A 25,076-nucleotide genomic window follows, 5' to 3' on the forward strand; every position below is an offset into this window, starting at 1 on the left:
CGTTGGTCCTCGGACAATGAACTGCGCGCAGGCATAGAACTGCTCCCCGTAAGTTAGAACTGATTTCTCAGTCCAACTTTCGGGGAGCAGTTCAATGCGGGGCCCCTGTGGCGCACTGCATGTGACTGCAGGCGTTACGGCGAAGGAGTGCCGCCGTTGACGTTCAGCGTCTCGCCAATCACGTAGCTGGATTCCGGGGACGCCAGGAAGACGTAGGCCGGAGCCAGTTCGGTCGGCTGGCCGGCGCGGCCCAACGGAACGCTCTGGCCGAACTCGGGCAGGTCTTCCTTGTTCTGCCCGTCGCTGGGCTGCAGCGGAGTCCAGAACGGACCCGGCGCCACGGCGTTCACGCGGATGCCCTTGGGAGCCAGCTGCTGGCCCAGGCCCTTGGTGAAGTTGTTGATCGCAGCCTTGGTGCTGGCGTAGTCCAGCAGGTTCGGCGACGGCTCGTAGGCCTGGATCGAGGTGGTGTTGATGATGCTCGAACCCGCCGGCAGGTGCTTCAGGGCGGCCTTGGTCACCCGGAAGAACGAGTAGATGTTCGTCTTGAAGGTGTGGTCCAGCTGCTCGTCGGAGAGGTCCTCGAGGTTATCCACCGCAATCTGCTTGCCGGCGTTGTTGACCAGGATGTCCAGCCCGCCAAGGCCGGCAACGGCGTCTTCCACCAGCTGCGCGCAGTATTCGGCGTCCTTGAGGTCACCGGGAAGCTTCACGACCTTGCGTCCGGTCTTCTCAATGACTTCGGCAATGTGCTGCGCGTCGGGCTCCTCCTCGGGGAGGTAGGAGATGGCGACGTCGGCGCCCTCCCGGGCGAAGGCGATGGCCACGGCCGCACCGATGCCCGAGTCGCCGCCGGTCACGAGCGCCTTGCGGCCCTCCAGCCGGCCGGTGCCGTGGTAGGTGTCCTCGCCGTGGTCCACGTGCGGGGTCATGTCCTTATCCAGGCCGGGCTCGCTCTGGTCCTGCACCGGCGGAGCGATGCTCGGGTAGCGGTCTACCGGGTTCTGGAAGGTGTACTGGTCCGAGTTGTTGCCGTTTGTCATAGAAGTTCCCACTTTCGGTAGGTCAGTCCATTCGGGCGGTCCGGTCGGGGCCGCCGCAAAAGGCGGTCACTCACGATTACGTAAGTATGCTTACTACCCTATGCCCGAGAGTCGTTCCGGCTCAAGTCGGGGCGGACCACGACGACGGCGGGGAGCACGAAGGGGCTGGCGCACGGCCGCTGCAGGACGGTGGCACGAAGACGTCGGGGCCTGGCCGCTGCAGGACGGGAGCACGACGACGTCGGAGCACGGCCGCTTCAGGACGGTGAGCACGACGACGTCGGTTGCGGCGGAGCGGTGAGCACGAAGACGTCGGTTGCGGCGGAGCGGTGACGTGCGGACATCTGCGCCATCTTTTGGAGATTGCCCGCATCTGCTCTGGCCGTGACGCATACAGAACGCGCACACTACTTGGTATCTGGCCGCCCCTTGAAAGGAACCCCCATGGCTGAGGCATCCCGGAAACGGATTGTGGTGGGTATGGACGGGTCCGAGGAGTCCATCCAGGCCCTGCGGCAGGCGGCGCGGCTCGCCGGGCTGCTCGGCTGCAAAATCCAGGCGCTCACTGTCTGGGAATACCCGGCAATGCTGGCCATGCCGTTCCCCACCTCGGAGTTCTCCCCGCAGGTTGAGGCCGAGCAGGCCCTGTCGGATGCGGTGGACGCCGCTTTTGAGGGCACCAGCGTTCCCAAGGGCCTGACCCGGGAGGCAGTAGCCGGCCAGGCGGCACGGGTGTTGATCGAGGCCAGCCGCGGAGCAGAAATGCTGGTGGTGGGCAACCGCGGCCGCGGCGGATTTGCCGGGCTGCTGCTTGGCTCCGTCAGTCACACTGTGGCAGCTCATGCCTACTGCCCGGTGCTGATTGCCCGGACGCACCGGGACTAACCACCGCACCGGACTAGCTACACCGGGCCGGACGTGCCGGGACGGGGCACCAGACTGCGGCGCGAGGTCCCGGCTCGAGGTCCGGGCAGCAGATCAGGATCACGGCACACGGGTGCCCCGGAATCGCACACCCGGGACAGACCGTCAGCGGTGGGCCGGCACCCGGCGAATCAGGATTCCGGCACCGATGGCGGCGAGCACCATGGTGATCACACCGATGAGCGTGGTGACACTGACACCTGAATCGAAGGCCACCTGCGCCGAATGCAGCAGTGACGCCGCCTGCTCCGCGGGCAGTCCTTCGGCCACGTGCACCGCGCCGCCCAGGGTTTCCCCGGCGGCAGCCGTCTGCTCCGGGCTCAGTCCTCCGGGGACAGAGACGCCGCTGCGATAGGCGGCGGTGAGGATGCTGCCCAACACGGCGGTTCCCAGCACGGAGCCGATCTCGTAGGCGGTCTCGGAAATGGCAGAGGCGGATCCTGCGCGGGAGGGCGGAACGCTGGCCAGGATCAGGTCATTGGAGATGGTTTCAGCCGCCCCCACGCCCACACCGAGCAGCAGGAACGCAACGACCAGGGTCATCACGGTGACGTTCTCCCCGGCCGCAAACACCAGGCCGTAGCCGGCGGCGTTGAACAGCAGCCCGCCGGCCACCACCACGGCCGGGCGGACCCGCTTCACCAGGGGCACCACGGCCAGGCCGGTAATGATGGTCAGCACCAGGCCCGGCAGCATGGTCAGTCCGGCCTCGATGGGTGTCTGGCCGACCACCAGCTGCAGGTGCTGGGAGAGGAAGAAGATGAAGCCGACCATGGCGAACAGGCTGAGCAGGTTCGCCGCAATGGAGCCGCTGAAAACGGGGTTCCGGAACAGCCGCACGTCGAGCATCGGCTTCTCGCGGGACAGCTGGCGGCGGGTAAAGAAGTACCCGAGCACCAGGCCGGCGGCGATGAACGGAAGTCCCGCGCCGGCGCCGTCGTGCGCGAAGGTCTTGATGCCGTAGGTGACCGAGAGCATGGCCCCCATGACCAGGACCACGCCGAGCCGGTCCACTGCCCCGGGGCTCGGGTCCTTGGACTCAGGCAGCAGGATCGGGGCGAAGATCAGCAGGGGCAGCAGCACCGGAATGGAGAGCAGGAACACCGAGCCCCACCAGAAGTGCTCCAGTAGGACGCCGCCCACAATCGGGCCGAGGGCCGCGCCGCCGGAGAAGCCTGCCGCCCAGATGGCCACGGCAATCCTGCGCTGGGAGGGGTCCTCGAAGATGTTGCGGATCAGGGACAGGGTGGCGGGCATCAGCATGGCACCGAAGACACCCATCAGCGCGCGGGCAACAATCAACAGCATGGCCGAGGGCGCAAACGCCGCCACCAGGGAGAAGACACCGAAGCCGGCACTGCCGATCATCAGCAGCTTCAGCCGGCCGATCCGGTCGCCGAGACTGCCCATGGGGACCAGCAGTCCGGCCAGGACCAGGGCGTAGATGTCCACGATCCACAGCAGTTCGACGCCGGTGGGCGCCAGCGCCTGCGACAACGACGGGATGGCGAAGCTGAGCACGTTGTTGTCGATGGAGATCAGCAGCACCGGCAGCATCAGGACAACGAGCCCCCACCATTCGCGCTTACCTGCACGCGTTACTGCGGGCTTTTCCTGGACGGCCAGCACGGCATCCTCCTTCTGATACATCAGCTTTGTTTTTGGGCACGGGAAAACCCCGACCATCTACTGTACCGTCTAGACTGTACGGTTCCCAAATTGCCGCTTATATGTCGCCTGATGGCGTAGCGTAAAAGCATGTCCACCCCTCGTCCCGCCCGGGACCGCATCCTTGACGCCTACGAAGAGCTGCTCATCAACGAGGGCCCCCGCGGGGCCACCCTTGATGCCGTGGTTGCCCGCGCCGAAGTCTCCAAGGGCGGGCTGCTGTACCACTTCAAGAACAAGGAGGCGATGGCGGGCGCCCTGATCGAGAAGCTGCGCGAGCTGGCCGCCGCGGATCTGCAGACCATGCGTGAGGATCCGGAAGGACCGTCGCGGTACCTGGTGCGTGGTTCGGTCTACGTGGGCAGCGAACTGGACCGCGCCCTGATCGGCGTGGTGCGCCTGGCCCAGGCCTCCGACCCGGTGGCCTCGGACCTGCTGAAGGAGATCCACCACAGCTGGTTTGACCTGGTGCAGCAGGAAGTGGGCGATCCGGCGATTTCCCGGGCGATCATGCTGCTCGCGGACGGACTGTATTACAACGAGGGCCTGCCCGGCGGCTGGCCGCAGGACAACCGCAATGACCGTTCGCGCTCCGTGCCCGAGCTGCTCGAGGTAGTGGACCTGCTGAAGGCCCACGCCCGGCAGACGCACGCGTAACCTGCCGGGCAAACCTTGCCGGATCCGGCGTGGCAGTTCGGTCCGGCCCTGTGCGCTCTGCCACAGTAGTGGGCATGGAAACCCGACTGAGCACAGCTGACCTTTATGACGAGCGCGGCGAGGAACTGGCCTCCGTTTCACTGCAGTTCCAGGACCTGGGCGGACACACCGCCTTCACCGGCCCCATCCGCACCGTCCGGTGCCTGGAGGACAACGGGCTGATCAAGTCCCTGCTGAACTCCCCCGGCAACGGCGCGGTCCTGGTGATCGACGGCGCCGGGTCCCTGAACACCGCGTTGATGGGGGACATGATTGCCGCCGCCGCCGTGGAGAACGGCTGGGCCGGCGTCGTCATCAACGGGCCCATCCGCGACCGCTCCGCCGTCGCCAAGCTGCCGCTGGGTGTGAAGGCGCTGGGCTCCAATCCGCGCAAGAGCGCCAAGAACTCTGCCGGCGAGGTAGACGTGCCCGTAGAGTTCGGCGGTGTCACCTTCCGTCCCGGCGCGACGCTGTTTGCCGACGAGGACGGCATCCTCGTCGAACCTTAGGAGTCCCCCGTGGCCAATGTGCTGCTGTTCCACCACGCGCTTGGCCTTACGGCCGGCATGGATGCCTTTGCCGAGGTGCTGCGCGAAGCCGGGCACACGGTCACGGTGCCGGACCTCTATGACGGCCGGGTCTTCGGTGATCTGGAGGAAGGCGTTGAGTACGCGCAGGAAGTCGGCATGGACGCCATCGAGGAGCTGGGCGTGCAGATTGCCGAGCGCTTCCCGCCGGAGCTGGTCTATATCGGCTTTTCGCTGGGCGTGATGCCGGCACAGCGGCTGGCGCAGACCCGGCCCGGTGCGCGCGGTGCCGTGCTGGTCAGCGCCTGCCTGCCGCTGGGCGCCTACGGCGATACCTGGCCGGCAGGCGTGCCCGTTCAGATCCACGGCATGGACGCGGACCCGTACTTCGCGGAGGAGGGGGACCTGGATGCCGCGGAAAACCTGGCCGCATCCAGCCCTGACGCAGACCTGATCCTGTATATGGGCGCTTCGCACCTGTTCGCAGACATCAGCCAGCCGGACTTCGACATGGATGCTTCGTTCGCCTTCACACGGATGGTGTTGCAGCTGCTGGAGCGCACCGATGCTGCCGGCTGACCCGGCCCGGTCCCCTATCCACAGGCCTTAACCACAGAAGCTGCGGCACCCGCACGGGGGCGCCGCAGCTTCGAGGTTTGGGGAAGGAATCCCTACGCGTTCCAGAGTCCGTAGGAGTCCGCCAGCGAGGAGATCTTCTGCGCGCGGGCCAGGCGGGGCAGGTAGGAGCCGTCGCCCACCACGGCACCGGCCGCGTGCGCTTCGAGCAGCTCATGTGCCCAGGTGATTTCGGATTCGCTGGGCGAGAGTCCGCGGTTGATGTAGTCCGTGGCCTCGGGCATCAGGCAGAGCTTGCCGGTCATGCCCATGCTCTGGGTGACCTTGCACGCCTCCAGCAGGGGCTCCCCCACGGCACCCACGGTGGGTCCGTCGATGGGGCCGGGCAGCTGGCCCACGCGGGAGGCGACCACGAGCTTGGAGCGGGCATAGGCCAGCGCCATCGGCTCGTCCGAGGCGCCGGTGTCGCGGCGGAAATCGCCGACGCCGAAGGCGAGGCGGAAGGTGCCGGGAGCACTGGCAATGGCCGTGGCGTTCTCAATACCGAGGGCGGATTCCACCAGGGCGAGCACCGGGGTGCCGGCCTGCAGCCGCATGGCGGTGTGGGTGACCTGCTCGGGCTTTTCCGTCATTGCGAGCATCACGCCGCGCAGTCCCGGGGCTTTGGAGAGTGCTGCCAGGTCATCGGCCCAGTAATCGGTTTCGATGCCGTTGACGCGCACCCAGGCGGTCATGCCGGTGGACAGTGCCTCCACCACCCGCTCGCGGGCTTCGGCCTTGCCGTCCGCAGGCACCGCGTCTTCCATGTCGAAGACCACCGAATCGGCCTCGGACGCCAGCGCCGGCGCAAAGTTCGCTTCATCGGCTGCCGAAGCGAGCAGCCAGGAACGGGAAAGTTTCGCGGGGAGCGCAGCAGCGCGGCTGTTTCGAAATGGGGCCATAAGAAGACACTACTTTCAGGCTTGGCAGTTACTAAAATGCGACGGGCGTCATGTGGCCACCATCACCGGCTGGTGTGGGCAGCAGGAGCATCCAGGGGTGCTCCTGCTGCCCGGCAGGGCAAGCGACCCGGGAGGGCCCGCGGTCCAGCTGGGTGCGCAGAAGGGCGGGGCCCGCAGGTCAGGCGCTCCTAGGCGCCGGTAGCCTCGCCGCGGCGCAGCAGCCGGCCGGCGGGTGCCGCCGGGTCCACGTCGGCGCCCGCGAGCAGCGTGCGCCGGACGACGCCGGTCAGCTGCTTTCCGGCGTAGGGCGTGATCGGGTTCTTGTGCTGCAGGGCAGCCGGATCCACGGTGAAGGTGTCCTCCGCGGCGAAGACGGCGAAGTCGGCGTCGTTGCCCTCGGCAATGGCTCCCTTGCGGTCCAGGCCTGCCAGTTCCGCCGGGGCGGCGGACATCCAGCGCAGCACCTGCTCCAGGCTGATTCCGCGGGTGCGGGCCTCCGTCCAGATCAGTGCCAGGCCCAGCTGCAGCGAGGAAACCCCGCCCCAGGCCACGCCGAAGTCCCCGTTCTCCAGGTCCTTCAGATCCAGGGTGCTGGGCGAATGGTCGGAGACAATGCAGTCGATGGTCCCGTCCGCCAGGCCGTCCCACAGCTGTTCCCGGTTCGCATCCTCGCGGATCGGCGGGCAGCATTTGAACGCCGTCGCGCCGTCGGGAATCTCCTCCGCCTTCAGCGTGAGGTAGTGCGGGCAGGTCTCGGCGGTCAGCCGCACGCCGTCGGCCTTGGCGGTGCGGATCAGCGGCAGAGCCTCGGCGGAGGACAGGTGCAGGATGTGCGCCCGGCCGCCGGTGCGCCGGGCCGCGTCGATGACCCCCGCAATGGCCGTGTTCTCGGCGGCCGGCGGGCGGGAAGCGAGGAACCCGGAGTACTGCGCACCCGGCGGGGTGTCCGCGATGGCCGCGGGATCCTCGGCATGCACAATCAGCAGGGCGTCGAAGGTTTTCAGTTCGGCGAGCGCCGCTTCCATTTCGGCCGGTTCCAGGTGCGGGAACTCGTCCACGCCGGAATGGACCAGGAAGCATTTGAAGCCGAACGCGCCGGCCTCATGCAGCGGGCGCAGGTCCGCCAGGTTGCCGGGCACGGCTCCGCCCCAGAAGCCCACGTCCACCGCGGACTGGGGGGCCGCGACGGCGCGCTTGATGTCCAGCGCCTCCACGCTCACGGTGGGCGGAATGCTGTTCAGCGGCATGTCGATCAGCGTGGTGACCCCGCCAGCGGCGGCGGCACGGGTGGCGGAGGCGAACCCCTCCCACTCGGTGCGGCCGGGCTCGTTCACGTGCACGTGGGTGTCCACCAGGCCGGGCAGCAGGGTCTCGTCCGCGGCCAGCTCGATCAGCCGGTCACCTTCCAGTCCGGTGCCCAGGGGAACGACGGCGGCAATCACCCCGTTGCGCACCCCCACTTCGGCGGGGATGGTCCCTTCAGGGGTGAGCACGGCGTTGCCGCGGATCACCAGGTCGAAATGCGTTTCCTGCGCTGACGAACTACCCATCACTAAACCTCCGTTGAAGAAACACCATCCGGCGATGTGTCACCGGCTACCAAAAAATCCTGCAGGGACGTGCCGTCCGGCAGTGTCATCCCGTCCGCCGGCGCGAAGTACTCCAGCGAGACATCCCCCGCGTACCCGCCGGCGCGGAGCTCCCGCACCCACCGGGCCAGGGGCAGGCTGCCGGTGCCCGGTGCGCCGCGGCCGGGTGCGTCGGCAATCTGCACGTGCCCGAACCGCGCCGCGTCGTCAGCAATCAGCGCGGCCACATCCTCGCCGTTGACCGCCAAATGATAGAAGTCCGCGAGCAGCGCGACGTTCTCCGCCCCGGCGTCGTGCGCCTGCTGCAGTACGGCTGCCGCGTCCGCCGCGGTGTGCAGCGGGTAGTCCGGGGCACCGCTGAGGGGTTCAAGCAGCACCGTCCCGCCGAAGGGCGCGACGGCTCGGGCGGCGGCACGCAGGTTCCGCAGCGCTTCGGCGTCCTGCTCCTCGGGGGTGCAGCCCGTGCTGCGGTTGCCGTACAGGGCGTTGAACAGCCGGCAGCCCAGGCGCTCCCCGATCCCGGCCACCACTGCCGTGTTGGCCCGGAACTGATCGCCCCGGTCCGGCAGCGACAGCACGCCGCGCTCCCCGGCGGGCATGTCCCCTCCGTAGAAGTTCAGCGCCCCCAGCTGCACGCCGGCGTCGCGGACGGCGGCCTCGAACTCCCGGATCTGCCCTTCGGCAGGTACCGGCTCCTCGAACGGCCACCAGAATTCCACCGTGCCGAACCCGGCGGCCCGCGCGGCGGCAGGGCGTTCGAGCAGCGGCAGCTCGGTGAACAGCGTGGAGCAGTTCACCGAGTACCCGGCCAGCGGGCCGCCGTCGGACGCCGTCATTACCGGCCGCCGAGCAGGACCTGGCGGTTGACGTCCTTGTACAGGAGGTAACGGAAGTTCGAGGGGCCGCCGGCGTAGCAGGCCTGCGGGCAGAAGGCGCGCAGGGACATGTAGTCCCCTTCCTCAACCTCCACCCAGTCCTGGTTCAGCCGGTACACCGCTTTGCCCTCCAGCACGTAGAGCCCGTGTTCCATCACGTGGGTCTCGGCAAACGGAATCACCGCGCCGGGTTCGAAGGTCACCACGTTCACGTGCATGTCATAGGCCACGTCATCCACCGGAATCATCCGGGTGGTGCGCCATTTGTTGTCCGTGTCCGGCATCGCGTTCGGTTCAATGTCCTGCTCGTTGCCGAAGAGCGGCTGCGGCGTGTGGCCGGTGAGCGGCTGGTACGCCTTGCGGATCCACTGGAACTTGGCCGGTTCGCTGCCCTCGTTGTAGGCGCTCCACAGGGCTTCCGGGGGCAGGTAAGCGAAGCCGCCCGGGGTCAGGACATGGTCCCGGCCGAGCAGCCGGACGGTGAGGGTTCCCTCCAGCACGAACACGAAGGATTCCACTGTCACTTCCGGTTCCGGCGCGCGGGAGCCGCCGCCGGGTGCCACCTCCACCAGGTACTGGGCGAAGGTGGTGGCGCCGCCGGCCACGGGCCGGTTCAGGATCCAGGTGCGCGTGTCAGTCCATTCGGGCAGCACGCTGGTGACAATGTCTCGCAGCACGCCGCGGGGAATCACGGTGTAGGCCTCGGTCACCACGGCGCGGCCGGTGAGCAGCTCGGTCTGGCCCGGCAGGCCGCCGGCGGCTGCGTAGTAGCGCGGGGAGTCGGACTGAGGGGTATTCATCTAGCGGACCTTCTTTGGGGGTGGGGAATGTTGCAGGTCAGGACGTGGTGGGGCGGGAAGTGGCCGGAGCGGCCTTGGGATGGGCCAGGGCGGCGAGTTCGACGCCGGTCAGCCCGGTGCCCTCGGCCACTTCCTCCTCGGTGAGGGCTCCGCAGAGGAGTCCGCGGTGCACAAACCGGGCCAGCGCGCGGGCGGTGGCCGGCTCGTCCAGCACCGTTCCCTCGAGCTTGGCGACGTAGGTGTGCAGCCGGCGGGCAGCGGCGTCGAACCCCTGCCGGTAGAAGGCGTAGGTGGCCAGGAAGCGGGTGGGCAGCTGGGCCGGATGCAGGTCCCAGCCCTGGTAGAAGCCGCGTTCCAGGGAGCGGCGCACCAGGCGGGCGTGCAGCTGCCAGGCGGCGCGGATCTCCTCCGGGTTGCCCAGCGGCAGGATGTTGGTGGAGCCGTCCGAGAGCCGGACGCCGGTGCCGGCGACGGCCACCTGCATCACGGCCTTGGCGTAGTCGGCGGCCGGGTGCTCCATGGACTGGTATTCGGCGGCAATCTGCACCGAGTCGCTGTAGTCATAGGTGCCGTAGTGCAGTGCGGAGATCCGACCCTTGCCGCGGTGGATCAGCTGCGCCGCGGGCACCGTGCCGTTGGCAGCCAGGATCAGCTGCGGGGTTTCCACCTGCACCTCGAACCGCAGCCGGCCCGGTTCCAACCCGTGCGCTTCCTCCAGCCGTTCACAGGTGTAGACCATGGCCTCCACCTGCTCCACCGTGGAGACCTTGGGCAGGGTCAGGACCAGGCCCTCCGGAAGGTCCCCGGCCGCAAGCAGGCCGGCCAGGAACAGGTCCAGGGTGCGCACGCCGCGGGCCCGGGTGGGGGCCTCGAAACACTTGAAGCGGATGCCGACAAACGGCGGGGCGGTCCCGTCCGCCACGGCCGCTGCCACCGCGGCGGCGGCCTGCCGGGCGTGGGTGTCCTCCTCCTCGTCCGGCCGCACGCCGTACCCGTCCTCGAAGTCCAGCCGCAGGTCCTCGATGGGTTCGCTCTGCAGTTTCGCTTCAACCAGGGGCACGACGGCGGCCGCGAGGTCCGCATCCAGCCCCGTCACCGCTGCCAGGTCCGTCAGCGATCCCTGCGCCGCCGCGGCGGCCAGGCCCTCCCGGCCCCAGTGGGCAGGCAGGGCCGGGACGCAGCGGTCGGCCGGAATGTAGACGGTGTGCACGGGCTGCCGAGTACCTGCGTCGCCGGGGTAGGCGGCGGCCAGCAGCCGGTCGGTATCCGCCAGGACGGCGTCCAGGCGGTGCAGGTGGCCGTCGCCCAGGACGGGCGCGGGTGCGGGGGCGGTGGAGGGTTTCACGGTCACGGTCCTAGTGGGGGTCGTTTTCGGTGCTGCCGGTGGTGGCCAGCGGGACTTCCTGGCCGTCGGCGTCGAGCAGTTTCCCGTCCTGCATGTGGTCGCCGTCCTTCAGCGCCGCCGGGTCCTCAATGCGCACAATCCGGTTGGAACCTTCGGCCCAGACCGAGGGATCCTCGGAGTTGCCGGTGCGGATGTGGTTGAAGAGGATGTTCATCAGGATGGCCATGACGGCCGCGGAGCTGATGCCGGAGTGGAAGATGGTGCCGAACCAGGTGGGGAACTGGTCATAGAAGGTGGGAGCGGCAATCGGGATCATGCCGAAGCCGATGGACGTGGCCACGATAATGAAGTTCATGTTGTTGCGGTAGTCCACCTTCGCCAGGGTGCGGATGCCGCTGGCCGCCACCGTGCCGAACAGGACAATGCCTGCGCCGCCAAGTACCGGCGTCGGCACCGCTGCCACTACCCGGCCCAGGACCGGGAGCAGGCCCAGGATGACAAGGATCAGGCCGCCGGCGCTGACCACAAACCGGCTCTTGACGCCGGTGATGGCCACCAGGCCCACGTTCTGGGCGAAGGCGCTCTGGGTGAAGGAGTTGAACACCGGGGACAGGGCGCTGGAGAGCATGTCCGCGCGCAGGCCGTTGGCGATGCGCTTGGAATCCACCTTGGTTTCCACAATCTCGCCCACCGCAATTATGTCCGCGGTGGTCTCGGTCAGGGTCACCAGGATCACGATCACCATGGAGATGATGGCCGCGGCCTCGAAGGTCGGCATGCCGAAGGCGAAGGGTTCCGGAACGGCGAAGATCGCACCGGTGCCGACGGCGGAGAAATCGGCCTTGCCGGTGACGACGGCGAAGACGGTGCCCAGCACAATGGCGATGAGGATCGAAAGCCGGGAGATGGTGGAGTTGCCCAGCTTGCTCAGCAGCAGCACCAGCAGCAGGGTCAGCGCGGCCAGGCCGATGTTCGAGACGCTGCCGTAGTCCGGGGCGGCGCTGCTGCCGCCCATGGCCCAGTTCGCGGCCACGGGCATCAGGGTCAGGCCGATGGTGGTGATGACGACGCCGGTGACCACCGGTGGGAAGAAGCGGATCACCTTGGCGAACACCGGGGTGATCAGCAGGCCGATCAGGGACGCGACAATCACCGCACCGAACACGGACTGCAGGCCGCCGCCGCCGTCGAGGATGGCGGTCATGGTGGCTACCCCGGCGAAGGACACACCCTGGACCAGGGGCAGCTGGGAGCCGAAGAACGGGATGCCGACGGTCTGCAGCAGCGTGGCCAGGCCGCCCACGAACAGGCAGGCGGCCACGAGCATGCCGACGTCGGCGGAATCCAGTCCGGCGGCGGTGCCGACAATCAGCGGCGGGGCGATGATGCCGCCGTACATGGTGAGCACGTGCTGGAAGCCGTAGGCGAAGGTGCTGCCCAGCGGCAGGCGGGCGTCTTCCGGGCGGGCGGGCGCGCCGCCGGCGGTTGCGGTGCTGTGTTTGCGGCCCATCAGCAGAAACCGCCCACGGTATTCCATACCGGCGAGTCGGAGTTCACGCCTTCGCGCAGCACGGAGGCTTCGATCAGGCCGTAGGGCCGGTCCGCGGCGAAGAAGACCTCGTTGGGGTTGTCCAGGCCGAACGGCGCCAGGTCCACCAGGAAGTGGTGGTTGTTCGGGAGCGAGAGCCGCACTTCGGCGATCTCCGGATGCGCGGCGATAACGGCCTTGCCCATCTCGAACATGGTCTGCTGCAGGGCCAGGGAGTGCGTATTCGCGAACGCGTCCAGCAGCAGGGTGCGGGCGGAGGCGTACAGGGCGTTGAAGTCCAGCGCGTCCAGGTCCGTGTCCGGGGCGTAGCGCCACTTGGCGGTCACGTCGGTGGCCAGGATCCGGTCCGTGGTTTCGGCCAGCGTGGTGTAGCGGTCCCGGGGGAAGCTGTGGAACTCGGAGCCGGTGGACTTCAGCACGGTCAGGCCGCTGATGCCGGAGACCAGGTGCTGCCGGCCGCCCTCGGAGACGAGCACCGTGGTGCGGATTTCGGACTTGTCCTTCGCGAAGGCGTGGTCATGGTCGCTGATCCGGTTCCAGAAGTACTGTTCCGCGGCCCAGCGGCCGCCGGATACCCACTCGAAGCCGCCGGTGAAGTGCCGCTCCAGGCGCAGCAGGAACGCCTCCGGCGAGCCGACGCCGTCGCGGGCGAAGGCGTAAATGGTGTTCTTCTGTGTATCCGTGGCCACCACGTGGGCGTTGTCGCCCTCGGTGTGCGCGGCCTCGAAGTCGCCGTGCAGCTGGCTGGTGACGCTGAGGTCTTCGAGCTGGTGCCGGGCGGTGTCACGGGTGACCTTCACCAGCCGCACCTCGGCCTTCCCGTACTGGTTGCTGCCGAGGACAATCCGGGCTGCGGTGGTGGCCTGCGTGGTTTCTGTCATGGGTTTAGCTTCCTCGGTAGGTGGAGTAGGCGAAGGGGCTCAGCAGCAGAGGTACGTGATAGTGCTGGGTCGCGTCGGTCAGGGCGAAAGTGAGGGAAACGCTGGGGAAGAAAGTCTCGGTGCCGGTGGCGGCAAAGTAGTCGCCGGTGGCGAAGTCGATCCGGTAGGTGCCCGGGGTGAGCTGCTCCGGGCCCAGGCTGCCCACCCGGCCGTCGGCGTCGGTGGTGCCTTCCCCGACCTGGTCCCAGCCGTTCCCGCCGGCGGCCCAGAGGGAGACGGCGACGCCGGTGGCGGGACGGCCGGCCCCGGTGTCCAGGATGTGGGTGGTGACGTGGCTGCGGGTCATGGGTGTAGCAGTCCTTCCAGACGCAGAATGGCTATTTCCCGCAGCTGGGCTGCGATGACGGGGACTTCCTCGGCGGGGGTGTGCCCGAGCCGCTCCTGCAAGGCGGCCAGGATTTCCTCGGCACTGCGGCCGGCGGCACGGATCAGGAAGACCTGGCCGAACTTCTCCTCGTAGGCACGGTTGCCGGCCAGCAGCCGGTCCTGCACATCCTCAAGGCCGCTGACGGAGGCCTGCTCGCTGCGGGAGAAGCGTGCTTCGGTGCCGGAACCTGCCGGGCGCTCGCCGATCCGCGGGTGGTGTGCCAGGGCCGCTTCGATTTCCGCCTCGGTGAAGTCCGGGGCGGCCAGCTCGGCGAAGCTGAGCAGTTCTCCGGCGGTGGCAAACGGCCGGGCCGCGGCGACCTCGTTGCACCAGCGATCAACGTCCACGCAGGGACGCAGCATGGCTTCGGCGTCGGCTCTCCGTGCCGCGTTGAAAGCGGTGAGGAAGTCCGGGGCGTCTTCGTGACGGGGTTCTGAGGGCACGGGTGTCAGCTTTCAGGTAGAGCTCGTCCGTTGCCGGCGCTGAACACCCTTGACCATCGGCGGCGCCGACTTGATTCGATGTTTCCTGCAAACGGAATAGATATGCCGGACAGTCTGGGTGAGGTACGTCATATCTGTCAAGAAACATGTCTTTGCGTCGGAATAAAACTGATTTATGTTTCGGGCCGGTAAATTCGGCGGTAATCGTTCGACTTTTTCCGGGAAAGTATTGCGTGGGTGTCCGTCTGCCGGTGACAATCTCCGGGCTTCGGCGTCCTGCCCGGGGGCCATCCAGCCGCTCCCCCACACACCCTCCCACCGACTGATACTGGTGGTGCTGGAGGGGTCCCACCAATAACAGCAGCCCCACTCGGTGGGATCCTGTGCAGACCCCGGGCGCGAGCCAAGGAACCAGCCCGGGAACGCGGGCCTGGGAAGGGGTCCGGGAGCAAACCAAGGAACGGGTCCGGGAGCGACCCCACCCTGCCCGGCGGGACAACATCCAGCCGCTCCCCCGCACACCCTCCCACCGACTGATACTGGTGGTGCTGGAGGGGTCCCACCAATAACAGCAGTCCCACTCGGTGGGATCCTGTGCAGGCCCGGGAACGAACCAAGGAACGGGCCCAGGAACGACCCCCACCCTGCCCGGCGGGCCATCCAGCCAGCCCCACCCCTGCCCCGTCTGGCCCCAACCCCTACCCCATCAGCCCCCCCACCCGGGCGTGTTGTGGGTCGTGGCCTGCTTGCTTTTCCCTAGCATGAGCCCATGGACAAGGTGGTGTGGTGGGAAGTCGAGACAACCGATCCGGAGCTCTTTCAGCAGTTTCATGCAGCGCTGTCAGGTTGGTCTTTTGAGCCTGCCTTCGCGGACACGGAATTGGGTGCGGACTACTGGATCATCAAGGCCGACGGTCGAGGAATCGGCGGGCTTCAACGGGCCGCCCCGCCTGCACCTGCTCCATCTGCAGGACCACGGTTGTATGTGGCGGTCGATGATCTTGAGGCAGCACTCAACCGTGTTGTGGCGCTGGGCGGCCAGGTAGAGCGAGCCAGGGTGGCTTTGGGTGGCGACGATCGGTGGTTCGGCATTTTCCGGGATCCAACCGGGGTGTCCTTCGGCATGTGGACCGAGCACGCGAGGCGCCCGTGAGACCCCTGTAAGGACCGCCTACCCGGCCATCATCCGCCGGGCCGCCGCGGTGTGCCGGGCAACCAGCTCCGGCAGATCCACACCGGGCAGTTCCCCGTCGACCACCCGCCAGGCACCGCCGACCATCACCCGGTCCGCCCGGTCCGCACCGCAGAGCAGCAGGGCCGAGAGCGGATCATGGCTGCCGGAGAAACGCAGGTCATCCAGCCGGAACATCGCCAGGTCCGCCTGCCGGCCCGGCGCCAGTTCGCCCACATCCTCCCGGCCCAGCGCCCGCGCCGACCCCTTGGTGGCCCAGCCCAGCGCACGCTCAGGCGTGATGGCTTCGGCGCCGTAGCGCAGCCGCTGCAGATACAGGGCCTGCCGCGCCTCCAGGATCAGGTTCGAGGCGTCATTGGAGGCCGAGCCGTCCACGCCCAGCCCCACCGGAGCACCGGCATCCTCCAGTTCCGCCATCCGGCCGATGCCGCTGGCCAGGCGCATGTTCGACGTCGGGCAGTGGGCGACGGCGGTGCCCGCGGCTCCCAGCCGGGCAATCTCGTCGTCGTTGAAGTGCACGCCGTGTGCCAGCCACGTCCGGTCCCCCAGCCAGCCGACGCTCTCCAGGTAATCCACCGTCCGCAGCCCGAACATCTCCAGGCAGAAGGCTTCCTCATCCATGGTTTCGGCCAGGTGGGTGTGCAGCCGGACGTCGCATTCCTCGGCGAGCGCGGCACTGTCGCGCATGATGTCCCGGGTGACCGAGAACGGGGAACAGGGCGCGAGTCCGATCTGGATCACCGCGCCGTCCCCGCGCTCGTGGTAGTCCCGGATCAGCCGCCGGCTGTCCTCGAGGATCACCTCCGGAGCCTGGACGGTGTGCTGCGGCGGCAGGCCGCCGTCGTCCTCCCCCAATGTCATGGAACCGCGGGTGAGCATGGCCCGCATGCCCAGTTTCCGCACCACGTCCACCTGCACGTCGATGCCGTCCTCGAGCCCGTCCGGGAAGAGGTAGTGGTGGTCGGCGGCGGTGGTGCAGCCGGAAAGGAGCAGCTCGGACAGGGCCACCGTGGTGGCCAGTTCCAGATCCGCCGGGGTCAGACGCGCCCACACCGGATACAGGTTCTTCAGCCACGGGAACAGCGGGGTGTTCACCACCGGCGCCCAGGCCCGGGTGAGCGTTTGGTAGAAGTGGTGATGCGTATTAATCAGCCCCGGCAGCAGCACGTGGCCGGACGCATCAAAAACCTCGCTGCAGGGCCGGGACGGGGCCTGTCCGGCGGCGAGCACCTCGGCGATGATCCCGTTCTCGATCACCAGGCCGCCGGCGGCGTCCAGCCCGTTGGCGGTGAAGGCGGCCAGCGGATTCTTGATCCAGAGGCGGGCGGGTGAAGAGGCGGAGACGGCGGCGGGAACGACGGCGGCGGGTTCAGCGGCATGGGCGGCGGCCGTAGGTGCGGCGGCGGGCTTTGAAGCAGTCATGGAACATCCTTGGGCAGACAGACCCCTCCCGGGGCCAGCTCAGTGGACTTGTCTGCTGATCCAAGAGGCCGGTTCTGCGTTCCGGGCCGTACTCGGCGGGCCGGCTGTGCGCCGGTGGCCTGACCGTCCGCACGGGCCCACCCTACCCAGACGGAGGCACCTTCCCGGAAAATGTGACGTGTTGGCCCGCGGAAGATTCCGGGTCCAACACCAGGACAGCGATTGGATTCCCCATGGACTCCCCCACCCGCCGGAAACTGGGTCGAGCGTGCGTCTGGACGGCCTGTGCCGCGGGGTTGGTGCATGCCGTGTTCAGCCTGTACTGGGCCGCGGGCGGCCAGGAGCTGCTGGACACGGTGGGCTCATGGGCGGTCCAGCAGTCCCGGGATGACCCGCTGCGGACCGGCCTGCTGCTGGGGCTGGTGGCTCTGGCCAAGACCGCAGGAGCGCTGATCCCGGTGGCCGTGGCCTACGGCAGGATGCCCCGGCCCCGTCTGTGGCGCGCACTGAGCTGGGCCGGGGCCGTGCTGCTGGTGCTTTACGGCGGGGCGAACACAGTGGTGGCCAACGCGGTGCTCGCCGGGCTGATCCGTCCGGAGTCCGGCTATGACCGGGCCGCGATAATCGGCCACGCCTGGCTGTGGGATCCGTTGTTCCTGCTCTGGGGCACGGCGCTGCTGGGGTACCTCCTGCTGTCCCGGCGGGAGGGCAGCAGGTGCCACCCCGCCCGGGTGACCGCCCGGGTGACGGCGCGGGGCCACGACACCGCCCGGCGTCCGGCCCGGGGTTCCCGCCCGGGTGACGGCGCCGGTGACGGCGCCGGGAGATAACACCGCCCGGCGGCCGGCCCGGGTGCTGACACCGGGTGACAAGACCGACCGGCGGCCGGACGCGTCATAACCGGCGAGGTGTCCCGCCCGGCGGGACTGCGTGGTAGGCTTCCGTGCAATTACCGGAGCAATTGCGGCATTCATCGTTTCCTGAGGGTGCCGGAATATGCATTCTTTTCCGCCCCCGGGGCGGATCAATGCGCGCCGTAATATGTTTCGTTTTTAGTCATTAGTTTTGCGGATTTAAGGCCTCTGCCCGGTGACCCGGCAGGGGGAACTCACCGCTTTGGTTACTGGGTTAGCCGGTGGCGGTTGCCGCCGGCAGGTGTTGCTGGAGGGTAGGCCGCAGTGTTGGACATGCTCAATGCGCTGGCATCCGCCACGGCGGACGGCGTCCCCTGTGCGGTGGCGACCATCGTGCGCGCCTCCGGCTCCGTGCCCCGCCCGGTGGGCACCTCCATGGTGATCAGCGGAACCGGAGAAATCACCGGTTCCCTCTCGGGCGGCTGCGTGGAGGCAGCCGTGGTCACTGCCGCCGAGGAGGTTCTCGCCGAGGGCCGTTCCCGCGTGGAAACCTTCGGCTACAGCGACGCCGATGCCTTCGCCGTCGGCCTGACCTGCGGCGGCGTTCTGGAGGTTCTGATCCAGCCCGTCGCGGCCGGCAGCATTCCTGCGCTCCCCGCATCCGACGCCCCCTGCGCCCTGATCCGGCGGATCGATGCCGGAGCCGCCGCCGCCGGATCCCTCGACGCCGCAGCTGCCGACGGCGGACCTGCCGCCCCGCTGCTCGTCACCGACCCGGCCGGAGCCACCGGTGCCGGACTCCTCGCCGCCCACGGCGCAGCCCTGGCCGCGATGCTGGGCACGGACCCCGCGCCTGCCGCCGCCCGGATTGCGCCGCTGCTCGCGGCCGGACGCACCGGCGTCGTCGAACTGGACGGACCCGGTCTGGGCGGCTCGACCCTGGGCAGACCCGGGCCCGCGGGCGGCAGCTCCGACGCTGCGTGCGAGCCCGGACCCGTCCTGTTCCTGGAATCCCGGCTCGCCCCGCCGCGGCTGATCCTGATCGGCGCCAATGATTTCTCCGCCGCCCTGGCCCGGCAGGGCCGGCTGCTGGGCTACCACGTGACCGTCTGCGACGCCCGGCCCGCCTTCACCACCCCGGACCGGTTCCCCGCCGCGCACCACGTGCAGGTGCAGTGGCCGGACCAGTACCTGCGCCGCGAGGCTGCGGACGGGAAGCTGGATGCCCGGACCGTGGTCTGCGTGCTCAGCCATGACGCCAAATTCGATGTCCCGGTGCTGGCCGAGACCCTGCGCGGCAGCCTCGCCTACGTGGGAGCCATGGGATCCCGGCGCAGCCACGAACAGCGGATGGCCGCCCTGCGCGCCGCGGGCCTGACCCCGGGCGAACTGGAGAAGCTGCACTCCCCCATCGGGCTGGACATCGGCGCCGGGACGCCGGAGGAAACCGCATTGTCGGTCTTCGCCGAAATTGTTGCCGCCCGCTCCGGGGCCGTCGCCAGCGGGCAGCCGCTGCGCACCCGCAGCGGGCCCATCCATCCGTACAACCGACTTCACGCCAGCTAAGGGACCACCATGGACATGCCTACCGTTTCCGACGTCATCCGCACTGCGGATCCGCAGCAGTGGCGCCCCGGTGATGCCTGGATGGCCGGCGGGACGGTGCTCTTCTCCTACGGCTCCGACACGCTGGCACGCCTGCTGGATATCACCGACGCCGGCTGGGAACCGCTGACGGTGTCCGACGCCGGCCTGGAGATTGCTGCCACCTGCACCATCGCCGAGCTGTTCGCCTTCCCCGACGCAGCCCCGGCAGCGGCCCGGGAGCAGTGGCCGGCCCTGGGCCTGATCCCCCTGTGCTGCGATTCCTTTGTTGCCTCCTTCAAAGTCTGGAACGTTTCCACCGTGGGCGGGAACATCTGCACCGGCCTGCCCGCCGGGCCCATGACGTCGCTGACCACGGCGCTGGACGGCGTCGCACTGGTCCACTCCCCCGACGGCACCTCGCGCCGGCTGCCCGTGACCGAACTGGTCATCGGCGACGGCCGCACCGCGCTGGCCCCGGGCGAACTGCTGCGCAGCATCACCCTGCCCGCGGCGGCACTGCGCGCCCGCACCGCATTCCGCCGGCTGTCCCTGACCAACCTCGGCCGCTCCGGGGTGCTGGTGATCGGCCGGCTGGACGAGGACGGCACGTTTGTCCTGACCGTCACCGCCGCCACCAAACGTCCGGTCCAGCTGCGGTTCGCCGAGCTGCCGAGCCGGTCCGAGCTGCGCGCCGAACTGGACCGGAGCATCGACCCCGCGCTCTGGCATGACGATGTGCACGGCCTGCCCGAATGGCGGCATTACATGGCGGACCGGCTGGCGGAGGAAATCCGTGCCGAACTCGCCGCTCCGGCCTCTCTGGCCCCGGCAACCCCGGCTCCGGCCTCTCCCGCCCCCGCCGCCCCCGCTTCCACGAATATCCCTGCCCCGAAGGAGGGTTCCCTGTGACCTACCGGATCAATGACGCCGAGGTGGAGGCCATCCCCTTCCCCGGCCAGTGTCTGCGGACCTTCCTGCGCGAGCAGGGCAACCTTGGGGTCAAGAAGGGCTGCGACGCCGGAGACTGCGGTGCCTGCACCGTGCACGTGGACGGCAAACCGGTGCACAGTTGCCTCTACCCCGCGGTGCGGGCCGAGGGCCGGGAAATCACCACCATCGAGGGCCTCGCCGGTGAGGACGGGCTGCACCCCATGCAGCAGCAGTTCCTAGACGCGCAGGGCTTCCAGTGCGGTTTCTGTACCGCCGGCATGGTGATGACCGCCGCCACCTTCGACGAGGAACAGAAGGCCAACCTGCCACGGAACCTCAAGGGCAACCTCTGCCGCTGCACCGGCTACCGCGCCATCGGCGACGCGGTCTGCGGGCACCGGCATGTGGATGTGCCCGACGACGGCGGCGCTTCGGCTCCCGGCGACGCCGCCGCACCCGCCGTCGCCACCCCCGCGGCGAAGACCGTCGGCACCAGCGTTCCGGCCCCGGCCGGGCGGGACATTGTCACCGGTCGCGCCCGCTACACCCTGGACGTGCCCGCAGCCGAGCTGCCCGGACTGCTGCACATGAAGATCCTGCGGTCCCCGCATGCACACGCCCGGATTGTCTCGATTGATACCAGTGCCGCGCTGGCCGTCCCCGGGGTCGAAGCAGTGCTCACGCACGAGGACTCCCCGGACCAGCTCTTCTCCACCGCCCAGCACGAACTGCACACCGATGATCCCGATGACACCAAGATCCTGGACACCGTGATGCGGTTCCGCGGCCAGCGGGTGGCCGCCGTCGTCGCCGCGTCCGTCGGTGCCGCCGCGGAAGGCGTGCGTGCGCTGAAGGTCGAATACGAGCTGCTTCCCGCGGTGCTGGATACCGACGCCGCGCTGGCCGACGGCGCCCCCGAGGTCCATCCCGGCACGGCCGGGAACATCGTGGCGGAACTGCACTCCGAGCTCGGCGACGCGGAGGCCGGACTCGCGGCAGCCGCCGTCGTGCATGAGAACACCTATGTCAGCCAGCGGCTGCAGCACGTGGCGATGGAAACGCACGGCGCCATCGCGTCCTTTGATGAGTTGGGCCGCCTGGTGGTGCGCACCTCCACGCAGGTGCCGTTCCTGATCCGCCGCGCGCTGTGCCGGGTGTTCGGCCTGAAGCCGGCCTCGGTGCGGGTGCTCAGCGGACGGGTGGGCGGCGGCTTCGGCGGCAAGCAGGAAATGCTGACCGAGGACATCGTGGCGCTGGCCGCGCTGAAGCTGAACCGGCCGGTGCAGCTGGAACTGACCCGCGAGGAACAGTTCACCGCCACCACCACCCGGCATCCGTTTGCCGTGCATGTCCGCGCCGGTGCCGCGGCGGACGGGACGCTGACCGCCCTGGCGCTGGACGTCACCGCCAACACCGGTGCCTACGGCAACCACGCGCCCGGCGTGATGTTCCACGGCTGCGGGGAATCCGTGGCCGTCTATAAATGCGCGAACAAGAAGGTGGACGCGCGCTCGGTGTACACCAACACGCTGCCCTCCGGCGCGTTCCGCGGCTACGGGCTGAGCCAGATGATCTACGCCATCGAATCCGCCATGGACGAGCTGGCCCGCGGCCTGGGCATGGATCCGCTGGAATTCCGCCGCCGCAACGTGGTGGCCAAGGGTGATGACATGGTCTCCACCGCCCCCGAACCGGCCGAGGACGTGCTCTACGGCAGCTACGGGCTGGACCAGTGCATCGACCTGGTCTCCGGCGCGCTGGCCGAGGGACGGCAGCGGCCGGAAACCTCCGGTGCGCAGCTACCCGCGGCGTCCGGGCCTGCGCCTGGTCCCGATGGTGACGCTGCCGACGTCGTCGACGGCGCGGACGACGGCGACGGCTGGCTGATCGGCGAGGGCACCGCCGTCGCCATGATCGATACCGTGCCGCCGCGCGGGCACATCAGCCACGCGAAGATCTCCCTGCAGGAGGACGGCCGGTACGGGCTGGACGTGGGCACCTCCGAGTTTGGCAACGGCACCACCACCGTGCACACGCAGCTGGCCTCCACCGCGCTGCACACCACCGCGGACCGGATCGTGATCCGCCAGTCGGACACCGATCTGGTGGACCACGACACCGGTGCCTACGGCTCCACCGGCACCGTGGTCGCAGGCAAGGCCTCGCTGGCGGCCGCGCAGGAACTGGCCACCCTGCTCAAGGGCTTCGCGGCGTCGCTGTTTTCCAACACCTCGGCCCAGGTGCAGCTGCTCGCGGACTGCGTGGAGTGCGACGGCGAGCGGATCCCGCTGGCCGACGTCGCCGCCCGCGCCAAGGCCGAGGAGATCGAGCTGTCCGCCGAGGGCCGCTGGGGCGGCACGCCACGCTCGGTGGCCTTCAATGTGCAGGGCTTCCGGGTGGCGGTCAACGCCGGCACCGGCGAGCTGCGGATCCTGCAGAGCGTGCATGCCGCGGACGCCGGCGTCGTGATGAACCCGGTGCAGTGCCGCGGCCAGATTGAGGGCGGCATTGCCCAGGCGCTCGGCGCTGCGCTGTATGAGGAGGTGCGGATCGACGCCGAGGGCACGGTGGAAACCCGGATCCTGCGCCAGTACCACATCCCCACCTTCGCCGACGTGCCGCGCACGGAGGTGTTCTTCGCCGAGACCGACGATGCGCTGGGGCCGATGGGTGCCAAGTCCATGAGCGAGAGCCCGTTCAACCCGGTGGCTCCCGCCCTGGCCAATGCCCTGCGGGACGCCACCGGGATCCGGTTCGCCCGGCTGCCGTTCGCCCGGGACACCATCTATCTGGGGATGCGGGCGGCCCGGGAGGGTTCCGGCGACACGGGTTCCGGCGGTGCGGGTCCCAGCGACGCGCAGGCTGCCGGGAACCTGGCCAAGGAACTAGGCGAACGGGACGCACCGGCCCCGGCGGTGTAGGGCGTTATCTCAAAGTCCGTGCAGGGATGCCTCCATTACGGCTGCCTAAGGCCCCGGACATTAGAGCAGACCGAGGCCCGCCAGCACCCCTGAAATTTCCCTCTGCGTCTGAACCGCCAGCGGTTTCAGCGGTGCCGGCAGGTTCCCCACCGGCAGCAGCCCCAGCTGGGCGGCGATAGCCGACACCACCCGCAGACTGCCGTACCGTCCGAACAGGTTCCAGAGGGGCTGCAGCTGCCCGGACAGCTGCCGGACAGCGGCGGAGTCGCCGGCCTGGGCAGCCCGTGTGATGGCCACGGCCTGTTCCGGCAGGGTCCCGCCCAGCACACTGAACCACACGTCCGCGCCGGCGCAGAGCGCCGGGCCGGAAAACTCGTCGCCGCTGACGCCCAGAGCCACATCCGGCGGCAGGACGGCGCGAACCTGCGCTACCCGGTCGGCCGCGCGTTCCACGGCAACCGGTGGAATCTTCACTGCCGCCATGCGGGGCAGGGCCGCGATCCGGGCATAGAGCTCGTCGGTGAAGGTGAACCGGGTGGTGGTGGGATTGTCGTAGAGGCAGACGGGCACCGAGCTGGCCGCCGATACCGCTTCGAAGAGGCCTGTCACCTCGTCTTCGGTAAGTGGCTGATAGGACACCGGCGCGAGCAGGAGCCCCGCCGCGCCAGCGTTCTGTGCATCCTCTGCCAGATGAAGAACGTCGGAGGTGCGCAGCGCCCCGATTCCCACGATTACCGGCACTTCGCCAGCAGCGTGCACGGCAGCCGCCGCCACGCGGCGTCGTTCCTCCCGGCTCAGATACGCATAGTTGCCGGTGGAACCCAAGGCGCCGATGGAATCCACACCGGCGGCCGCCGCCCGGTGCACCAGTGCAGCGAACAGATCAATGTCCACGGCGTCACCAACCACCGGTGTCAGAGGAAAGGCGGATAAGCCAGTGAACACGGGACCTCGTTTCAGGGCCGGGGAACGGACTGTCCCAGCACACCACGCTCTGCCGTCCTGCGGCGGATGCCCCGCCGGTTTCCGGCCGGACCCGCCAGCACCAGGGCGCCCAGAACGACGGCCGCGCCCAGACACTGCCCGGGGCTGAGGGCCTGACCGGCGAGCAGCCAGCCAACTGCTGCGGCAACCACCGGGCTGAGCAGCCCGAGGAGTGCGGCGCTGGATGCGGGCAGGCGGTGCAGGCCGCGGAACCAGAGCACATACGCCAGCGCCGTGCCGACCAACCCCAGATAGGCATATCCGGCCAGATTGGTGCCGGTCAGCATGGGCGGCGGCCCCTCCACCAGCAGCGCCACGGGCAGCAGGAACAACCCGCCGGCCACCAGTTGCCAGGACGTAGCCGCCAGCAGCGTATCCGGCACGCCCCATTTCTTGGTCAGGACCACACCGGCGGCCATGGCCACGGCCCCGCCCAGGGCGGCCGCCACACCCATCGCGTCCAGGCGCGCCTGCGCCTGCAGCACCAGCAGCCCGACGCCGGCTATTCCGGCGGTGCCGGCCGCCAGTTTCCGCAGAGTGAGCCGTTCCCCGATCCACCGCGAGGCAAAGAGGGCCACCAGCAACGGCTGCACTGCCCCCACGGTGGCGGCCACCCCGCCGGGCAGCCGGTAGGCGGCCACAAACAGCAGCGCAAAGAACAACCCGATGTTCAGTACTCCCAGCACGGCTGATCGCCACCACCACTGGCCGCGGGGCAGACGCCGCACCAGCAGAAGCAGCAGCAACCCGGCGGGCAGGGAACGCAGCAGGGCAGCCAGCAGGGGCCGCTCCGGAGGCAGCAGTTCCGCCGCCACGATGTACGTGGTTCCCCAGACGATCGGCGCGAGGGCCGTCGTCGCGGTCAGAATGAATGGTTTGCTAAGCACTTAGCTAATGTAGCT

Annotated in this window: 24 protein-coding genes; 10 read left to right on the plus strand and 14 right to left on the minus strand. The window is 68.9% G+C overall.

Annotation, left to right across the window (positions count from 1 at the left end; all coding sequences use genetic code 11):
* Positions 1–134: 134 nt before the first annotated feature.
* Positions 135–1,043 carry an SDR family oxidoreductase gene (locus AC5RTS_RS13710; RefSeq protein ID WP_493992567.1) on the minus strand — a complete coding sequence of 303 codons (909 nt, stop codon included), beginning with the start codon at positions 1,041–1,043 and terminating at the stop codon, positions 135–137.
* 189 nt (positions 1,044–1,232) lie between these two features.
* Between AC5RTS_RS13710 and AC5RTS_RS13715 the strand changes: the two genes are divergently transcribed.
* Both AC5RTS_RS13715 and AC5RTS_RS13720 read left to right on the plus strand, forming a co-directional pair.
* A complete protein-coding gene (locus tag AC5RTS_RS13715; protein ID WP_493992568.1) occupies positions 1,233–1,376 on the plus strand; it encodes a hypothetical protein in 144 nt (47 codons plus the stop codon).
* 111 nt (positions 1,377–1,487) lie between these two features.
* Positions 1,488–1,928, plus strand: a complete 441-nt coding sequence (locus AC5RTS_RS13720; protein WP_493992569.1) for a universal stress protein — start codon at positions 1,488–1,490, stop codon at positions 1,926–1,928.
* A gap of 144 nt (positions 1,929–2,072) precedes the next feature.
* Here the strand turns inward: AC5RTS_RS13720 and AC5RTS_RS13725 are convergent, their stop codons facing one another.
* Complete coding sequence (locus AC5RTS_RS13725) at positions 2,073–3,617, minus strand: MFS transporter (RefSeq protein ID WP_493992570.1); 1,545 nt, start codon at positions 3,615–3,617, stop codon at positions 2,073–2,075.
* 108 nt (positions 3,618–3,725) lie between these two features.
* On the opposite strand from AC5RTS_RS13725, the gene AC5RTS_RS13730 reads away from it, so the two are divergent.
* The 3 genes from AC5RTS_RS13730 to AC5RTS_RS13740 all read left to right on the plus strand — a co-directional run bounded on the left by AC5RTS_RS13730 (position 3,726) and on the right by AC5RTS_RS13740 (position 5,437).
* Positions 3,726–4,292 carry a TetR/AcrR family transcriptional regulator gene (locus tag AC5RTS_RS13730; RefSeq protein ID WP_493992571.1) on the plus strand — a complete coding sequence of 189 codons (567 nt, stop codon included), beginning with the start codon at positions 3,726–3,728 and terminating at the stop codon, positions 4,290–4,292.
* A gap of 74 nt (positions 4,293–4,366) precedes the next feature.
* On the plus strand, positions 4,367–4,840 hold the full coding sequence (rraA, locus tag AC5RTS_RS13735; protein ID WP_493992572.1) for a ribonuclease E activity regulator RraA: 474 nt from the start codon (positions 4,367–4,369) through the stop codon (positions 4,838–4,840).
* Positions 4,841–4,849: 9 nt separating this feature from the next.
* Positions 4,850–5,437, plus strand: a complete 588-nt coding sequence (locus AC5RTS_RS13740; protein WP_493992573.1) for a dienelactone hydrolase family protein — start codon at positions 4,850–4,852, stop codon at positions 5,435–5,437.
* Positions 5,438–5,529: 92 nt separating this feature from the next.
* Here AC5RTS_RS13740 and AC5RTS_RS13745 read toward each other — a convergent pair whose 3' ends face one another.
* The 9 genes from AC5RTS_RS13745 to uraD all read right to left on the minus strand — a co-directional run bounded on the left by AC5RTS_RS13745 (position 5,530) and on the right by uraD (position 14,284).
* Entirely contained in the window at positions 5,530–6,375 is an 846-nt protein-coding gene (locus tag AC5RTS_RS13745; RefSeq protein WP_493992574.1) for an HpcH/HpaI aldolase/citrate lyase family protein, read from the minus strand.
* Between the two features lie 188 nt (positions 6,376–6,563).
* On the minus strand, positions 6,564–7,925 hold the full coding sequence (gene allB / locus AC5RTS_RS13750; RefSeq protein WP_493992575.1) for an allantoinase AllB: 1,362 nt from the start codon (positions 7,923–7,925) through the stop codon (positions 6,564–6,566).
* Between the two features lie 2 nt (positions 7,926–7,927).
* On the minus strand, positions 7,928–8,800 hold the full coding sequence (locus AC5RTS_RS13755; RefSeq protein ID WP_493992576.1) for a hydroxypyruvate isomerase family protein: 873 nt from the start codon (positions 8,798–8,800) through the stop codon (positions 7,928–7,930).
* On the minus strand, positions 8,800–9,639 hold the full coding sequence (locus tag AC5RTS_RS13760; RefSeq protein WP_493992577.1) for a bifunctional allantoicase/(S)-ureidoglycine aminohydrolase: 840 nt from the start codon (positions 9,637–9,639) through the stop codon (positions 8,800–8,802). The genes AC5RTS_RS13755 and AC5RTS_RS13760 overlap by 1 nt, the downstream gene beginning before the upstream one ends.
* Before the next feature lie 37 nt (positions 9,640–9,676).
* Positions 9,677–10,984: a DUF6986 family protein gene (locus AC5RTS_RS13765; RefSeq protein WP_493992578.1), complete on the minus strand. Its 1,308-nt coding sequence runs from the start codon at positions 10,982–10,984 to the stop codon at positions 9,677–9,679.
* A gap of 10 nt (positions 10,985–10,994) precedes the next feature.
* Positions 10,995–12,494, minus strand: a complete 1,500-nt coding sequence (locus AC5RTS_RS13770; RefSeq protein WP_493992579.1) for a nucleobase:cation symporter-2 family protein — start codon at positions 12,492–12,494, stop codon at positions 10,995–10,997.
* Positions 12,494–13,414 (minus strand): factor-independent urate hydroxylase, encoded by a 921-nt coding sequence (gene pucL / locus AC5RTS_RS13775; RefSeq protein ID WP_493992580.1) that lies wholly within the window; start codon positions 13,412–13,414, stop codon positions 12,494–12,496. The genes AC5RTS_RS13770 and pucL overlap by 1 nt, the downstream gene beginning before the upstream one ends.
* 4 nt (positions 13,415–13,418) lie before the next feature.
* Positions 13,419–13,760, minus strand: a complete 342-nt coding sequence (gene uraH / locus AC5RTS_RS13780) for a hydroxyisourate hydrolase (protein WP_493992581.1) — start codon at positions 13,758–13,760, stop codon at positions 13,419–13,421.
* Positions 13,757–14,284, minus strand: coding sequence for a 2-oxo-4-hydroxy-4-carboxy-5-ureidoimidazoline decarboxylase (gene uraD, locus AC5RTS_RS13785; RefSeq protein ID WP_493992582.1), 528 nt, complete (start codon positions 14,282–14,284; stop codon positions 13,757–13,759). The genes uraH and uraD overlap by 4 nt, the downstream gene beginning before the upstream one ends.
* A 769-nt stretch (positions 14,285–15,053) precedes the next feature.
* On the opposite strand from uraD, the gene AC5RTS_RS13790 reads away from it, so the two are divergent.
* Entirely contained in the window at positions 15,054–15,437 is a 384-nt protein-coding gene (locus AC5RTS_RS13790) for a VOC family protein (RefSeq protein ID WP_493992583.1), read from the plus strand.
* 18 nt (positions 15,438–15,455) lie between these two features.
* On the opposite strand, the gene AC5RTS_RS13795 is transcribed toward AC5RTS_RS13790, so the two are convergent.
* Positions 15,456–16,898 carry an 8-oxoguanine deaminase gene (locus AC5RTS_RS13795; protein WP_493992584.1) on the minus strand — a complete coding sequence of 481 codons (1,443 nt, stop codon included), beginning with the start codon at positions 16,896–16,898 and terminating at the stop codon, positions 15,456–15,458.
* A gap of 233 nt (positions 16,899–17,131) precedes the next feature.
* Between AC5RTS_RS13795 and AC5RTS_RS13800 the strand changes: the two genes are divergently transcribed.
* The 4 genes from AC5RTS_RS13800 (at position 17,132) to AC5RTS_RS13815 (ending at position 23,190) form a co-directional block, all read left to right on the plus strand.
* The gene (locus AC5RTS_RS13800) at positions 17,132–17,728 is read left to right on the plus strand and encodes a DUF3995 domain-containing protein (protein ID WP_493992585.1); all 597 of its coding nucleotides are present in this window, start codon (positions 17,132–17,134) and stop codon (positions 17,726–17,728) included.
* A 357-nt stretch (positions 17,729–18,085) separates the two neighbouring features.
* A complete protein-coding gene (locus AC5RTS_RS13805) occupies positions 18,086–19,318 on the plus strand; it encodes an XdhC family protein (protein ID WP_493992723.1) in 1,233 nt (410 codons plus the stop codon).
* Positions 19,319–19,327: 9 nt separating this feature from the next.
* A complete protein-coding gene (locus AC5RTS_RS13810; RefSeq protein ID WP_493992586.1) occupies positions 19,328–20,248 on the plus strand; it encodes an FAD binding domain-containing protein in 921 nt (306 codons plus the stop codon).
* Positions 20,245–23,190, plus strand: coding sequence for a molybdopterin-dependent oxidoreductase (locus AC5RTS_RS13815; RefSeq protein WP_493992587.1), 2,946 nt, complete (start codon positions 20,245–20,247; stop codon positions 23,188–23,190). Before AC5RTS_RS13810 ends, AC5RTS_RS13815 begins: the two co-directional genes overlap by 4 nt.
* 60 nt (positions 23,191–23,250) lie before the next feature.
* Here the strand turns inward: AC5RTS_RS13815 and AC5RTS_RS13820 are convergent, their stop codons facing one another.
* Entirely contained in the window at positions 23,251–24,135 is an 885-nt protein-coding gene (locus AC5RTS_RS13820; RefSeq protein ID WP_493992588.1) for a dihydrodipicolinate synthase family protein, read from the minus strand.
* An 11-nt stretch (positions 24,136–24,146) separates the two neighbouring features.
* Positions 24,147–25,061, minus strand: coding sequence for an EamA family transporter (locus tag AC5RTS_RS13825; protein ID WP_493992589.1), 915 nt, complete (start codon positions 25,059–25,061; stop codon positions 24,147–24,149).
* Between the last annotated feature and the right edge of the window lie 15 nt (positions 25,062–25,076).

This window comes from Arthrobacter sp. MDT1-49-2 (genome assembly GCF_059090185.1).